At 69.8% G+C, this 13,388-nt stretch carries 13 protein-coding genes; 4 read left to right on the top strand and 9 right to left on the bottom strand.

Annotated features, from left to right (window positions below):
• Positions 1 to 136: 136 nt before the first annotated feature.
• The 4 genes from ABD339_RS16420 to xylB all read right to left on the bottom strand — a co-directional run bounded on the left by ABD339_RS16420 (position 137) and on the right by xylB (position 5,313).
• Positions 137 to 568 (bottom strand): hypothetical protein, encoded by a 432-nt coding sequence (locus ABD339_RS16420; protein WP_344566719.1) that lies wholly within the window; start codon positions 566 to 568, stop codon positions 137 to 139.
• Between the two features lie 730 nt (positions 569 to 1,298).
• Positions 1,299 to 1,979 carry an N-acetylmuramoyl-L-alanine amidase gene (locus ABD339_RS16425; protein WP_344566721.1) on the bottom strand — a complete coding sequence of 227 codons (681 nt, stop codon included), beginning with the start codon at positions 1,977 to 1,979 and terminating at the stop codon, positions 1,299 to 1,301.
• Between the two features lie 411 nt (positions 1,980 to 2,390).
• Positions 2,391 to 3,698 carry an ROK family protein gene (locus ABD339_RS16430; protein WP_344566723.1) on the bottom strand — a complete coding sequence of 436 codons (1,308 nt, stop codon included), beginning with the start codon at positions 3,696 to 3,698 and terminating at the stop codon, positions 2,391 to 2,393.
• Positions 3,699 to 3,861: 163 nt separating this feature from the next.
• The gene (gene xylB / locus ABD339_RS16435; protein WP_344566725.1) at positions 3,862 to 5,313 is read right to left on the bottom strand and encodes a xylulokinase; all 1,452 of its coding nucleotides are present in this window, start codon (positions 5,311 to 5,313) and stop codon (positions 3,862 to 3,864) included.
• A 116-nt stretch (positions 5,314 to 5,429) separates the two neighbouring features.
• Between xylB and xylA the strand changes: the two genes are divergently transcribed.
• A complete protein-coding gene (xylA, locus tag ABD339_RS16440; protein WP_344566727.1) occupies positions 5,430 to 6,596 on the top strand; it encodes a xylose isomerase in 1,167 nt (388 codons plus the stop codon).
• A 285-nt stretch (positions 6,597 to 6,881) separates the two neighbouring features.
• Here the strand turns inward: xylA and ABD339_RS16445 are convergent, their stop codons facing one another.
• From ABD339_RS16445 to ABD339_RS16465, 5 genes are all read right to left on the bottom strand, one after another.
• Positions 6,882 to 7,949 (bottom strand): sigma-70 family RNA polymerase sigma factor, encoded by a 1,068-nt coding sequence (locus ABD339_RS16445; protein WP_344566729.1) that lies wholly within the window; start codon positions 7,947 to 7,949, stop codon positions 6,882 to 6,884.
• 168 nt (positions 7,950 to 8,117) lie between these two features.
• Positions 8,118 to 8,954, bottom strand: a complete 837-nt coding sequence (locus ABD339_RS16450) for an amino acid ABC transporter ATP-binding protein (protein WP_344566731.1) — start codon at positions 8,952 to 8,954, stop codon at positions 8,118 to 8,120.
• Positions 8,955 to 8,959: 5 nt separating this feature from the next.
• Positions 8,960 to 9,739 (bottom strand): amino acid ABC transporter permease, encoded by a 780-nt coding sequence (locus tag ABD339_RS16455; protein WP_344566733.1) that lies wholly within the window; start codon positions 9,737 to 9,739, stop codon positions 8,960 to 8,962.
• Positions 9,736 to 10,554, bottom strand: a complete 819-nt coding sequence (locus tag ABD339_RS16460) for a transporter substrate-binding domain-containing protein (RefSeq protein ID WP_344566735.1) — start codon at positions 10,552 to 10,554, stop codon at positions 9,736 to 9,738. Before ABD339_RS16460 ends, ABD339_RS16455 begins: the two co-directional genes overlap by 4 nt.
• 85 nt (positions 10,555 to 10,639) lie before the next feature.
• Positions 10,640 to 11,116 carry an ATP-binding protein gene (locus ABD339_RS16465; RefSeq protein ID WP_425576016.1) on the bottom strand — a complete coding sequence of 159 codons (477 nt, stop codon included), beginning with the start codon at positions 11,114 to 11,116 and terminating at the stop codon, positions 10,640 to 10,642.
• 203 nt (positions 11,117 to 11,319) lie between these two features.
• Here ABD339_RS16465 and ABD339_RS16470 point away from each other — a divergent pair, with 203 nt between their 5' ends.
• From ABD339_RS16470 to ABD339_RS16480, 3 genes are all read left to right on the top strand, one after another.
• Entirely contained in the window at positions 11,320 to 12,147 is an 828-nt protein-coding gene (locus ABD339_RS16470; RefSeq protein ID WP_425576011.1) for a helix-turn-helix domain-containing protein, read from the top strand.
• A gap of 3 nt (positions 12,148 to 12,150) precedes the next feature.
• Positions 12,151 to 12,387, top strand: coding sequence for a DUF397 domain-containing protein (locus tag ABD339_RS16475; RefSeq protein WP_344566739.1), 237 nt, complete (start codon positions 12,151 to 12,153; stop codon positions 12,385 to 12,387).
• Positions 12,388 to 12,499: 112 nt separating this feature from the next.
• Positions 12,500 to 13,345 (top strand): SAM-dependent methyltransferase, encoded by an 846-nt coding sequence (locus ABD339_RS16480; RefSeq protein ID WP_344566741.1) that lies wholly within the window; start codon positions 12,500 to 12,502, stop codon positions 13,343 to 13,345.
• Positions 13,346 to 13,388 lie beyond the last annotated feature (43 nt).

A 13,388-nucleotide genomic window follows, 5' to 3' on the forward strand; every position in this document is an offset into this window, starting at 1 on the left:
CCGGCGCGGGGCCGGTGGACAGAGCAGGGCATGGCCGGACGGCGCGGTGGAGAGTCAGGGGCCGCCGGGGCCACCAGGACTACTCGCACCGCCCGAGCCGGACGGTTCACCGGATGCTCCGCCCGACGCCCGCCCGCTACTGGAACGGGGCCGCAGAGCGGCAGCCGCCAGCACGGCAGGCGCGATCACCAGCAATGTACGGGTGACCATCGACATGCTCCCGTCGGGCCGTTGACGCGCCGGCACCGCCTGCGCGGGCGCTGCGAAGGCGCTGTGGGAGGGCGAGGGCTTCGCCGGCGAAGGAGCGGACGAGGACCTCCTCGGCGATTTCGGTTCCGGGGGCTGCGTTGCAGGGCGCAAGAGAGGCCGTACCGGAGCGATCCGGGGAGCCGGCGGAACGGGCCGCGCGGATACCGGACTCGACGGGGGGTGTGAGGACGGCACGGGAGCCGGCGGTTCCGCAGGGGGCGCAGGCGTCGGCGTCGCTGACGGAGGCGGCGAGCTGGGAGGAGTCGGCGGCGAACTGGGCGGAGGAGTGGGGGTGGGCGTGGGTGTGGGTGTGGGACACGGATGGTGCCAGCCGGAGGTCATCTCGACGGACACGCCCTGCCCGGCTGCGACATCGAGAAAAGCTCCCCGGCACCAGTGGCCATGACAGCACCAGTGGCCATGTCCCCATGAGGCGTGCACCCGGGCATCGCCCGCCACGACGGACAGCGACTGGCTCTTCGCGGGGCGGGATCTGTGAAGCGCCGCGCCCGGCCGCCTGCGAGCCGCGAAGTAGCCCGGCGCGGGCCGCGACGCGGGCCCGGATGCCTCAAGTCCGCCGGGGTGTCCTCCGGGCGGACTCTGTCCGGTGGTGCTCGGTCTGTCGGCGGCGCCGGGGAGTCCGGGCCCGGGGCGCGGCCCTGACCGCGGCCCCAGGGGCTGTCCCCCGGCAGGTGTCTCCTCCGACGCCGCCGGTACGGCTGCGGCGAGCTTCGCCGGCAGCCGCGTCGGGGCTGCTTCCGTGGGATCCGACGGCTCTGCGCACAGAGCGGTCGTCGTACCCCCGGCCAGCCCGAAAGCCGTGCAGGCCAGTGCTGCCGCTGTCAGCCACTCGCGTCGCTTGCGTCCCCTCACAAGCTGAGCATGGGGGCGGCCGGTGTCCGGCAGAAGGCTTCCGGCCGGTAGTCACACGATGGGCTGAACGGGTCGAACGTACGGTTTGAGACCGGACTGAACTATAGGCCCGCAAAAGGCGGTTGGCCCCGACAGCTGATCTCCTGGGAACTGCCGGAGGGATGGGCCTCGGCCCGCTAGCGGCTCTGGACCAACTCGATGTAGCGGCTCCAGTCCCAGTACTGGCCCGGATCGGTGTGATCGGCTCCAGGGACCTCGTTGTGGCCGATGATGTGCGCGCGGTCCACGGGGATGCCGTGCCGGGCGCAGATGTTCGCCGTCAGCGCCGCCGAGGCTTCGTACATGGCGTCCGTGAACCACTTGTCCGGCTCGTCGATCCAGCCCTCGTGCTCGACTCCGATGCTTCGGGTGTTGTAGTTCCAGTTGCCCGCGTGCCAGGCCACGTCCTTCTCCCGCACCACTTGGGCGACATGCCCGTCGGCGGAGCGCACTACGTAGTGCGAGGAGACCTGCTTGGCGGGGTTCTGGAAGATGGCAAGCGCGTCCTCGTACGTCTCCTGGGTGACGTGGACGACCACGAACTCCACCGGATACTCGGAGGGACGGTCCGCGACGGTGAAGTTGCCCGAGGCCGCGGGCACCCATTCCGCCTCGGGGTAGTCAACGCCGTTGATGCGCGCACCCTTGGCGTGCGCCGGTCTGGGACGGGCCGCTGCGGCACCCGTGGGCAGCAGAGAGGCCCCGGCGAAGCCCGCCGCGACGGCGAGACCCACACCGCCGCCCCGCAGCAGCGTGCGGCGCGATGGCAGGCTCGGGCGTGCGCGGTGGTCCGAGGAGTTCTGGCGTGCTGAGTCCATCGTGTCTCCCGGTGGGGGAAGGGCGAGGGGGAGTGGAGGCAATGGGGCACGTGCGCGGTGAGTTGACGCGCGTTGATGATGGCAGCCCGGCCAGGGGCTGCCAAGACACGCACCCGCGTGCCATTGGGTTGACCAGTGAACGCTTCAACCATCCGGAGAAGCAGCGTACGCGTGGTGCGCCGCGCCCGGCGGGAAGCAGCCCGCAGTGACACCCGCAGCCGCACCGTCCCCGGTGCCGCATCCGTCACTGTCGCCGCGCAGGCACGCCGTAGCCGCTTCCCGGTCCCGGACACCGTCCCCGTCCCGGCTCTGGATCGGCTCTGGATCGGACCCGGGGCGGACCTGGGCGGGCTCCGGGGCGGGCCTGGTGATGGCGGGAGGGCAGGGGCACCGGCCCCCTCCCACCCGGGCTCAGCGACGCATCGCGTAGGCAGGCGGGTCGTCGAGGACCGCCCGTACGGCGGTGTGAGCGGCTCCCAGCAACGGGCCCTCGGCGCCCAATTGGGACACCAACAGCTCCGGTAGCGAGCCGGGCGCGGCTGTTCGGCACGTCAGCTGCTCTTTGAGGGAGGGCAGCAGCCAGGGGGCGAAGCGGGCCAGCGTGCCGCCGAGCACCACCGCGCCCGGGTCGAGAAGATTGACTGTCCCCGCCAAGGCGATGCCGAGCGCTTCACCCGCGCCGCCCAGAGCCCGCAGCGCTTGCGGCTCACCGGATGCCGCACGTTCCGCGAGCGCGGCGAGGGCGGTCTCCCTGGAACCCGCCTCCCTGGAGCCGGCCTCCTTGATGCCCGAGGCGCGCAGGATCGCTCTCTCTCCGGCGTACTGTTCCAAGCAGCCTTGCCCTCCGCAGGCGCAGCGTGGCCCGTCCGGGCGCACCGGAGTGTGGCCCAGTTCGCCGGCGAAGCCCCGACTGCCGCACAGAAGTTCGCCGTCGAGGACGACAGCGGCGCCTATTCCTACCTCGGCGGAGACATGGACGAAATCGCGCGGCATCCGGGCACCGCCCCGCCACAGTTCCGCCAGAGCCGCCAGGTTCGCTTCGTTGTCCACGGTGAGAGACGGCGCGGGGGCTGCTCGTGCGGCTTTCGCCTCCAGGAATCCGGCTCCGGCGTCCGGGAGCCCGGCTCCCCTGCCGGGCGGTCCGGCTTGCGTCTTGTTGACCGCCTGGGCGAGTACGGGTGCGATGTCGATGTCGTGCCAGCCGAGGTTGGGTGCGTGGACGACGGTCGAGGTCCCCCGGGCCACCAGGCCGGGGACGGCCACCCCGAGGCCGGAGGGACGCAGTTCCACCGCACGGGCGGCGCTTGCCACTTCTTCCACCAGCGCCCCCAGCCGGCCCAGTACCGCCTCGGAGCTGCTGTCACGGCTCCGGGACTCCACCCGGATGTGTGCGCGTACCTGTCCGCGCAGATCGACAGCGCACGCGGACAGGTGATCGACGCCGATCTCCGCCCCCAGCCCGCAGGGGCCGCTGTCGGTGAGCGCGAGCGCGGTTCCGGGGCGGCCCGGGCCCCCGCCGGGTGACTCGGGCCCCTGCTCGGCCAGCAGACCGCCGCGCAGCAGCTCGTCCACCAGCGTGGAGACGGCCGTCCGGGTCAGCCCCAGCCGGGCGGCGGCGGAGGCACGGGAGGAGGGCCCGTGTTCGGCGACCGAATACAGCACCCGCGACAGGTTGCGTCTGCGTATCTCCCGCTGAGAGCCGGGGGCCGGGACAGCCATGTGCGGATCCCTTCGACCGGATGGTCCGGATGATGGCCGGGAGCTGGGGCGCCGCACCGGATGGCGGGGATTTTCACCCGCCCCCCCCCACTTGGTGGCGGGCGCGGCCCTCATGCAGGGGAGCGGCGGCTGAGTGCTGCCGCTCCCCTGCGCAAGTGACGGCTCAGCGCGGCCGGTTGAGGAGTGTGTCCGCGTCGTCGAGCAGGCCCGTGAGCCGGGCGAGAGCGGCCTCGTCGCGCTCCACCGGATCGAAGGAGGGGCCTTCGGCGGTGTTCCAGCGGCGTGCGACGGCGGCCGGGTCCTCGCCCAGGAGCAGCCCGGCGGCCTGTGCGGCGGCGCCCAGCGCCACCAGCTCCTGCGCCTTCGGCACCTGGACGGGCCGGCCCGAGAGCCGGCGCACCGTCTCGCGCCAGGCGACGCCCTTGGCGCCGCCGCCGATCAGCAGCAGCGGCTCACCGGCCGGCCCTCGCGAGCCCTCCGGTTCCCCGTTCAGGACGAGTTCGAGGGCGCTCAGCAGGGCGAACACCGCTCCGTCGTAGGCGGCCTGGAGCACTTGTCCGCCGGTCGTGGAGTGCGAGAGGCCCGCCAACAGGCCCGTCGCATAGGGCAGGTTGGGAGTGCGTTCCCCATCCAGGAAGGGCAGCGCGGTGACTCCGCCGCCCGCCTCCACATCCTCCCGGTCACGGGAGAGCAGCGCGGCCATCCGGTCTACGGCCAGCGTGCAGTTGAGAGTGCAGGCCAGCGGGAGCCAGCCCGAGTGCGCGTCGGCGAATCCGGAGACCGTGCCCGAGGGGTCGGCGGGACGGCGCGTGGATACGGCGTAGACGGTGCCCGAGGTACCGAGGCTGAGCACCGGCTGCCCCGGGCGCAGTCCCAGGCCCAGCGCCGCGGCCATGTTGTCCCCGGTGCCGGTTGCGACCAGCGTCCCCGGCGTGAGGAAGCCGCCGTCGGCCTCCCGTACCGTCCCTGCCGCCTCGCCCGGCTCCAGCACCTGCGGAAGCAGTGTGTGATCCAGCTCGGCGAGCCGCAGGATCTCCTCGTCGTAGGACTGTGTGGCCGAGGCCCACCATCCGGTGCCGGAGGCGTCGCCCCTGTCCGTCGTGGCCCGGCCCGTGAGCCGTTCGGTGAGAAAGTCGTGCGGCAGACGCACCCCGGCAGCGGAACGTGCGGCATCCGGCTCGTTGTCCTTCAGCCACGCCCACTTGGTGACGGTGAAGGCCGGGGCCGGCACACTGCCGACGCGCTCGGCCCACGCTTTGGGGCCGCCCAGTTCGGCCACCAGGCGATCGCGCTGGGGTGCGGATCGCACGTCGTTCCACAACAGCGCGGGGCGCACCGGCTTTCCCGTGCCGTCCAGGGTGACGAGCCCGTGCTGCTGACCCGCCACCGAGACCGCGGCGGCCTCCAGCGCGGGGCGCCCGCACAGACCCACGGCTGTCTTGAGCGCCTGCCACCACTCCTCGGGGTCGGACTCGCGCCCCTCGCCCGTGGAGACGGTGTGCGGCGCCTGGCCCCGTGCGACGACCCTTCCGGTCGCCGAGTCCACGACGAGGGCCTTGGTGGACTGCGTGGAGCTGTCGACCCCGATGACGAGCGGCCCTTCCGGTGCGGTCATGCGGACCGTTCCCTTCCTTCGGTGCGGGTGCTGCGCGCATACTAATTTGTCAACGGCCATGACGAATAGCCTCGCGCCTGTCCGAACGGCTGTCGGCGCGGGGGAGAGGCGGCAGGATGAGCTACGAGCCGACACCCGCGGACAAGTTCAGCTTCGGATTGTGGACTGTGGGCTGGCAGGGCCGCGACCCGTTCGGCGAGGCGACCAGGGCGCCACTCGACCCGGTCGAATCGGTGCACCGCCTGTCCGAACTGGGCGCGTACGGTGTGACGTTCCACGATGACGACCTCATTCCCTCCGGTGCTTCGGAGGGGGAGCGCGACGCCCACGTCAAACGCTTCCGCCAGGCCCTGGACGCCACGGGGATGAGTGTCCCGATGGCGACCACCAACCTGTTCACCCACCCGGTGTTCAAGGACGGCGCCTTCACCGCCAACGACCGGGATGTGCGCCGCTACGCGCTGCGCAAGACGATGCGCAACATCGATCTCGCCGCCGAGCTGGGCGCGCACACCTATGTGGCCTGGGGAGGCCGCGAGGGGGCGGAATCCGGTGCGTCGAAGGACATACGGGCAGCGCTCGACCGGATGAAGGAAGCTTTCGACCTGCTGGCCGAGTACGTCACCGAGCAGGGCTACGGGCTGCGCTTCGCGGTGGAGCCGAAGCCCAACGAGCCCCGGGGCGACATCCTCCTGCCGACTGTCGGACATGCTCTCGCGTTCATCGAGCGTCTGGAGCGCTCCGAACTCTTCGGCGTCAATCCCGAAGTCGGGCACGAACAGATGGCCGGGCTCAACTACCCGCACGGCATCGCGCAGGCCATGTGGTCGGGCAAGCTCTTCCACCTCGACCTCAACGGGCAATCCGGCATCAAGTACGATCAGGACCTGCGCTTCGGCGCCGGTGACCTGCGCTCCGCCTTCTGGCTGGTGGACCTGCTGGAGACCGGGGGCTACGACGGCCCGAGGCACTTCGACTTCAAGCCGCCGCGCACCGAGGACACCGACGGCGTGTGGGCCTCGGCCGCGGGCTGTATGCGCAACTATCTGATTCTGCGCGAGCGGGCCGCCGCCTTCCGCGCCGACCCCGCCGTACGGGAGGCACTGCGCGTATCCGGTCTGGAGGAACTGTCCCGGCCCACACTTGCCCCGGAGGAGACGCCGAGGGCTCTGCTGGCCGACCGTACCGCGTACGAGGAGTTCGACATCGAGGCGGCGGCGGCGCGCGGGATGGCGTTCGAACATCTTGATCAGCTCGCCATGGACCACTTGCTGGGCGTGTGACGGCGTGTGACGCGGCGTGAGTTGCCCGGCCACCGCGTGAAGCGTCTCGTCGCGGCGGCACACCGTGCCTGGTTCCGGTCGGTGCCTCCGCTCATGGCGTGACGCGTTCGGTCAGGGTGCGGTGGTCGCGTCGGGGGAATGCGTGCGTGCTGCGCGAGTGCTGAACCCGGACCTCCGGCGTCTCTGCCCCGCCCCAGGTCCGGTCCGGCGCGTGCCCCGGCTCAGGGCACGCGCCGGACCTTCGGGAAGGAGCGCATGTCCTCGGTCCCGCAGCCGATACGGCGCTCAGCCGGGTCTGCCGGCCTTCGCGTCCTCGGCGCGCACCAGGGAGGGCAGCCCGAACTTCTCAAACAGCCTTTCGCCGAAGAACGCGCCCACATGAGAGACCTGTCCCTCGTGCAGGGTGAGCACCTGAATGTGGAACGGGCGGTAGATGCCGTCCGCATGGAGGCTGTAGAGCCCGAAAGCGGGCTGGCCGTTGGCCGAAGTGGGCAGCATAAGGCCCTCGTCGGCGCCGATCGGGCACTGAGCCGCGATGAGGCGCACGATGTTCTCCCGGCCGCGGAACCACTGCTCGAACGGAGGCATTTCCCAGACGGCGTCCTCCTTGAACAAGCCGATGATGGCGCTGACATCCGACTTCTCGAACGCGGTGGCATATCTGTCCAGCAGCTCTCTGGACGCCGCGTCCGTGGGCTCCGCAAGTTCATCCTCGACGGGGGCAACCTGTTCGAGCTGGGTACGCGCACGCTGGAGGGCGCTGTTCACACTCGCCGTACTCGTCCCCAGCAGTTCGGCGACCTCGGCGGCCCGCCACTTGAGGACGTCCCGTAGCAGCAGGACCACACGCTGGCGGGTGGGCAGGTGCTGGAGGGCGGCAACGAGCGCGAGCCGCATGGACGAGCGGGAGACCACGACGGACGCCGGGTCGGAGGGGCTCTCACCCGTGAACATCGTGTCCGGTATCGGCTCCAGCCAGGACACCTCGGGAGCTTCCGTCACGGGGCGCTCCGGGTCGTCGCTGGGGGCGCCGAGCCCCGAGGGCATGGGGCGCCGGCCCCGCTGTTCGAGGGCGGTGAGGCAGGCGTTGGTCGCGATGCGGTAGAGCCAGGTGCGCAGCGAGGACCTGCCCTCGAACCTGTCGCCGGCCCGCCAGGCCCGCAGATAGGTGTCCTGCACGAGGTCCTCGGCGTCGTGCACCGAGCCGAGCATCCGATAGCAGTGCGCCAGCAGTTCGTTGCGGTACGGCCTGGCCTGCTCCAGCAGTTCGTCCGGCGTGGATCCGCCGACCGGGGCGGATCCGCCCTCCGGGGCGCGTCCGGGTGCCTCTGCGGTGGGAGCCCTGTCAGCCATCGTCGTCGCCTTTCGTTCCGCACCGGCCATCGAGAGGTACCGATACGACACATCGATCCGATCAGGGCCCGAATGTAGACGAGGGGTCTGACAGCCGCCCCGGGGCACGGACCAGCTGCCTCGGGCCCTGACATCCGCCGCCCCGCCTCGCGCAGCCGGCCGGTCCCACTATTCCCGGCCCTGCTCCAGCACCTCGGCCGCCGCGGGATCCAGCACCCGCGACAGGAAGGCACGCGTCCGGGCCAGGCGCGGCTCGCCTATCAACTGCCGGGGCGGGCCTTCCTCCACGATCACCCCGTCGTCCATGAAGACCACCCGGTCGGCGACCTCCCGCGCGAAGCTCATCTCATGGGTGACGACCAGCATCGTCATCCCCTCATCCGCCAGCCGGCGCATCACCGCCAGCACGTCGCCGACCAACTCCGGGTCGAGCGCCGACGTCGGCTCGTCGAACAGCATCAGCTCCGGCCCCATGGACAGCGCCCGTGCGATGGCCACCCGCTGCTGCTGGCCTCCCGACAGCGGCGCCGGATAGCTGCCCTCCTTCTCGGTCAGCCCCACACGGCGCAGATTGCTCCGGGCGACATCCTCGGCCTCCTCCTTGCCGCGGCGCAGTACCCGCCGCTGAGCAATCGTCAGGTTGCCCAGCACGGTCAGATGCGGGAACAGGTTGAATGCCTGGAAGACCATGCCGATGCGGCGCCGCACCTGGTCGAGATCGACATCAGGGCCGGTGACCTCGGTGCCCGCTACCCGCACGGTTCCCGAGGTGGGCTCTTCCAGGAGGTTCACGCAGCGCAGCAGCGTCGATTTCCCCGAGCCGGAGGGCCCGATCACGCAGACCACCTCCCCGGCGCGCACCGTCAAGTCGATGCCTTTGAGCACCGCCAGTTCCCCGAAGGACTTGCGCAGTGCCGCCACCTCGATGGCCACAGTGCGGGCAGCGTGCGCCCGGTCGTCCGCATCCCCGGCGACCGGCGAGGTTTCACCGCCGTCCGTTGCCATAGTGCTCACCTCGCTCTCGCGGTACGGGACTCCAGGCGCCGCACCAGGTGGCCCAAGGGCAGCGTGATGGCCAGGTAGAACAGGCCGGCGATCAGGACCGGGGTGAGACTGCGGTGCTGGTTGAGCGCGTCCCGGCCGAACTTGGCCAACTCGTACTGATCCATGGACAGGCCGAGCAGGTAGACAAGGGACGAGTCTTTCGTGAGCAGGATCAGCTCGTTGGCCAGCGGCGGCAAAACGATGCGGAACGCCTGCGGGATGATGATGGAAACCATCGCACGCGGCTGCGACATCCCCAGTGAACGTGCCGCCTCTGTCTGGCCCTTGGGCACTGCGAGGATCCCCGCGCGAATCGTCTCCGCCATGTACGCGGCGCCCACAAGACCCAGGGCGAGCATCACCGTGACGTACTGATTGATGGACACCTGGAAGGCCAGCGGGACGCCGAAGCCGAGCGCGATGAACACCAGCAGCGCCGGGACGCCCCGGAAGAACTCGATGTAGGCGACGGCCAGCCACCGGTACGGCGGGACCTCCGAGAGCCGCATGAGGGCCAGCAGCAGGCCCAGCCCGAGCCCGAAGCCGAAGCCCAGGACGGTGTAGACGACGGTGTTGACCAAGGCCGTGGTGATGACCTCGGGGAACTGCTCCTTGGCGACATCCAGGTCGAAGAAGGCGCGGCGCAGCTCGCCCCAGTCGGCGGCCAGCGCGAACACGAGGACGGCGGCGCCGAGTACCCCGTACTGCGCGGTGCGGATGAGTCGGGTGCGGTTGCGTCGCGTCACTTCTTCGGCTCCGTACCGAACCACTTCTTGTAGAGCGTGTCGTAACGGCCGTCCGCCTTGGCCTTCTTGATGGTCCTGTCGATCTGTTTGCGCAGCGCGTCATTGCCCCGCCGGACGCCGATGCCGTAGCGCTCGCCCGTGTCGAACTCCTGCGTGACCTCGGTGTCCGGGTTCTTCTTCGCGTAGTCGTAGAGCACGCCGTTGTCGTTGATGCCGGCCCGTACCTGCCCGGTCTTCACCGCGGTCAGCAACAGGCCCAGATCCTCGAACTGGACGGCTGTCACGTCTTTGGCGTGCTTCCTCGCGTACTCCTCACCCGTGGTGGACTGCTGGACGCCCAGCTTCTCCCCCTCGAGGTCCTTGAGAGAGGTCACGCTCCTGCCCTTCTTGACGAGCAGGGCCTGGGTGGCGTCGCAGTAGGGGGCGGAGAAGTCGAGGTTCTTGGCGCGGACGGGGGTGATGGTCATTCCCGCCGCGGCCAGATCGCACTTGCCCGCGTTGAGGTCCTCGCCCGACTGGATGCCCTCGAAGGGCGTGTCCACGATCTCCTGGGTGACATCGAGGTCCTTGGCGACCAGATCCACCAGATCGACGTCGAAGCCGACGATCTTCTTTCCCTGTCTGAACTGGAAAGGCGTGTAGGGCAGATGGGTGCAGGTCTTGAGCTTGCCCGAGGTGACCAGCTCCACCTCGCCGCCGTCCCCACCGGAGGTCTTGGTGCTGGAACAGGCCGTGAGGGACACCAGGAGAGCGGCTGCGAGCGCCGCGGCCAGTGGTGTGGCGTGCTTGCGCTTGCGTGCGGATCGTGCGGACACGGCGCCTCCAGGAGGTGACAGGTCGGCAAGACAGCCCGATGAGGCTGGTAAGTGCCGTGCATCCTGCCATCGGCGAAGGGTGATGTCAGCGGGGCGTCCGATGGCATTCCAGCTCGGCCCACACCGCATGGCCCGTGATTCCTTCGGGGCCGTCGGTGCGGGCCGGGCGTATGCCCCAGTCATCTGCCAGCACGCTCACCAGCAGCAGTCCGCGTCCGCTTTCGCCTTCGCTGTCGCCAAGCGGAGTGTTCTCCACGCACTCGGCGCGTATCCGGTCGGACCCGCAGCCCTCGTCGGCCACCTCAAGTCGCAGCCGCACGCCGATGACCCACAGCTCGCAGGTGATCTTCTCGCTGTCGGTGTGCCGCACGGCGTTGGTGAACAGCTCGGACATCAGCAACTGGGCATCGGCGCTCGACTCGTCGTCCACGCACCATTCGCGCAATCGCTCCAGCACACGTGAACGTGCCGCAGCCACAGAGGTATCTCTGGCGGGAAGGTGAAAGGCGTCCCGTAGGGGACGGGTCGTCGGTGCACCGTCGAGCCGGTGGTCTAAAGGCAGGGCGTCATGGGGGGCAGCCACGAGTCCACTATGCGGTTCGCCACTCGCGTAAGGCAAGGATCAATCTGTGAATTGCAGAAGCGCGTGTGACAGGGTGTGCATGTGGATGCTGTCATGCCAAACTTCCCCTGCATAACGTCAGTTGGAGGGGAGCGACAGTGGTGGACTCGCGGACGGGCGGTGGGGCTCCCACCGTTTTGCGCATGGTGCTGGGCAAGAGGCTGCAGCACCTGCGTGAGAGCGCGGGTGTGACCTACGAGCAGGCCGGCCGGGCCCTCGACGTCACCCACGCGACCATCCGTCGGATGGAGAAGGCCGAGGTCGGCCTCAAAGTCCCGTATGTCGAGAAGCTGTTGCGCACCTACGGGGTGGAAGAGCCGGACGAGCTGGAAGCGTTCATCGCACTCGCCCGCGAGGCGAACCAGCCCGGCTGGTGGCACCGCTACCGTGACGTGCTGCCCGAGTGGTTCAGCGTTTTCGTGAGCCTGGAGAGCGAATCGCAGGTCATCCGCGCGTATGAGCCGCACTATGTGCCCGGACTGCTCCAGACCGAGAGCTACGCGCGAGCGGTGCTGCGCGCCGGGATGCCCCACGCTCCCGAGGGAGAGATCAAACGGGGCGTCGCGCTGCGCATGGAGAGGCAGTCGGTCCTCACGAGGGACGAGGATCCTCCCCTGCTGTGGGCCGTGGTGGACGAGACCGTCCTGCGCCGCCAGATCGGCGGCACGGAGGTGATGCGGGAGCAGATCGACCACCTCCTCCAGGTCACCGAGCGCACGAACGTCGCGCTGCAGGTCATGCCGTTCAGCGCCGGTCCGCATCCGGCGATGTACGGCCCCTTCCACCTCTTCCGGTTCCCGATCGACGAACTTCCGGACGTCGTCTGCTCCGAGAGCCTGGTGGGCGCGGTCTACCTCGACCAGCGCGACGACGTCTCCACGTTCTTGGAAGCGCTGGACCGGATGAGCGCCCAGGCCGTGCCGGTGGCACGGACCAGGGCGGTCCTCAGTGCATTGCGCAAGGAGTTTTGAACCATGGGCCGTATCTACAGCGGAATGCCCGCCAAGCAGCTGGGCGCCGAAGGCTGGCGCAAGCCCTGGAGCGGAGGCAACGGCGGCAGCTGCGTCGAAGCCCTCAAGCTCGCCGACGGGCGGGTCGCGCTGCGCCAGTCCACCGACCCGGACGGACCGGCCCTCATCTGGAGCCACAGCGACATCTCGCTCTTCATACAAGCCGCGAAGGCAGGCAAGGCCGACTTCCTGGTCGCCTGATCCGAGCCCGCTGCGGAACAGCACGTCCGCGGACCGGCGCCGGCGCCGCACCCGCACGAACCGGAACCACCCCACCCCCCACCAGACGCCTGGGCGTCCGCTCCTCGGACGAATGGGCGGCGATGAAACGAACGAGACGGAGAAGAGCGTGTCGGAGGCCGGCTTCACCCCGGAGCAGATTGACACCACCACCCCGCATCCCGCCCGGATGTACGACTACTACCTGGGCGGACGGGACAACTACGAAGCGGACCGGGACGCGGCCCGACGCGTGCTCAGCGCACTGCCCGATATCGGGATCACAGCGCGCAGCAACCGCGACTTCATGCACCGGGCTGTGCGGACCGCCGTAGCCGCCGGGGTACGCCAGATCATCGACATCGGCACCGGCATCCCCACCTCGCCCAACACCCACGAGGTGGCCAGGGAGGTACACCCCGACGTCCGCGTCGCGTACGTGGACAACGACCCGATCGTCGCCACCTACGCCGCGGCCAAGCTCACCAACTCCGGAAACGCCGGCATGGTGCTGGGCGACATCCGTGACCCCCAGTCGATCCTCGACAATCCGGTCATCCACAACCTGATCGACTTCGACGAGCCTGTCGCGTTGATGTTCTTGGCCGTCCTGCACTTCGTCACCGACGCCGAGGACGCGGAGGGCATTGTCAGGACCCTGACCGAGCGGCTCCCCGCCGGAAGCCACCTCATCCTGAGCCACGCCACCGACGACTTCAACAGCCACAAGGGCTTCGACCAAGTGGCCAAGGTCTACAACGAGGAGTCGACCGCCAGCGCCCAGTGGCGTTCGGGGGACGAGATCCGCCGCTTCTTCAAAGGCTTCGAACTACTGGAGCCCGGTCTCGTCCAGCTGCCCCTGTGGCGGCCGGACGGCCCGGTGCCCGCGGGTGAGGAACTCACCCACCACATGGGCTACGGCGGCGTCGGCGTCAAGTGAGCACGGGCGGGCCGGAATTGCTCCGGCCCGCCCCCCTGTCACG

This window comes from Streptomyces axinellae (assembly GCF_039532135.1).
Classification (GTDB): Bacteria; Actinomycetota; Actinomycetes; order Streptomycetales; family Streptomycetaceae; genus Streptomyces; species Streptomyces axinellae.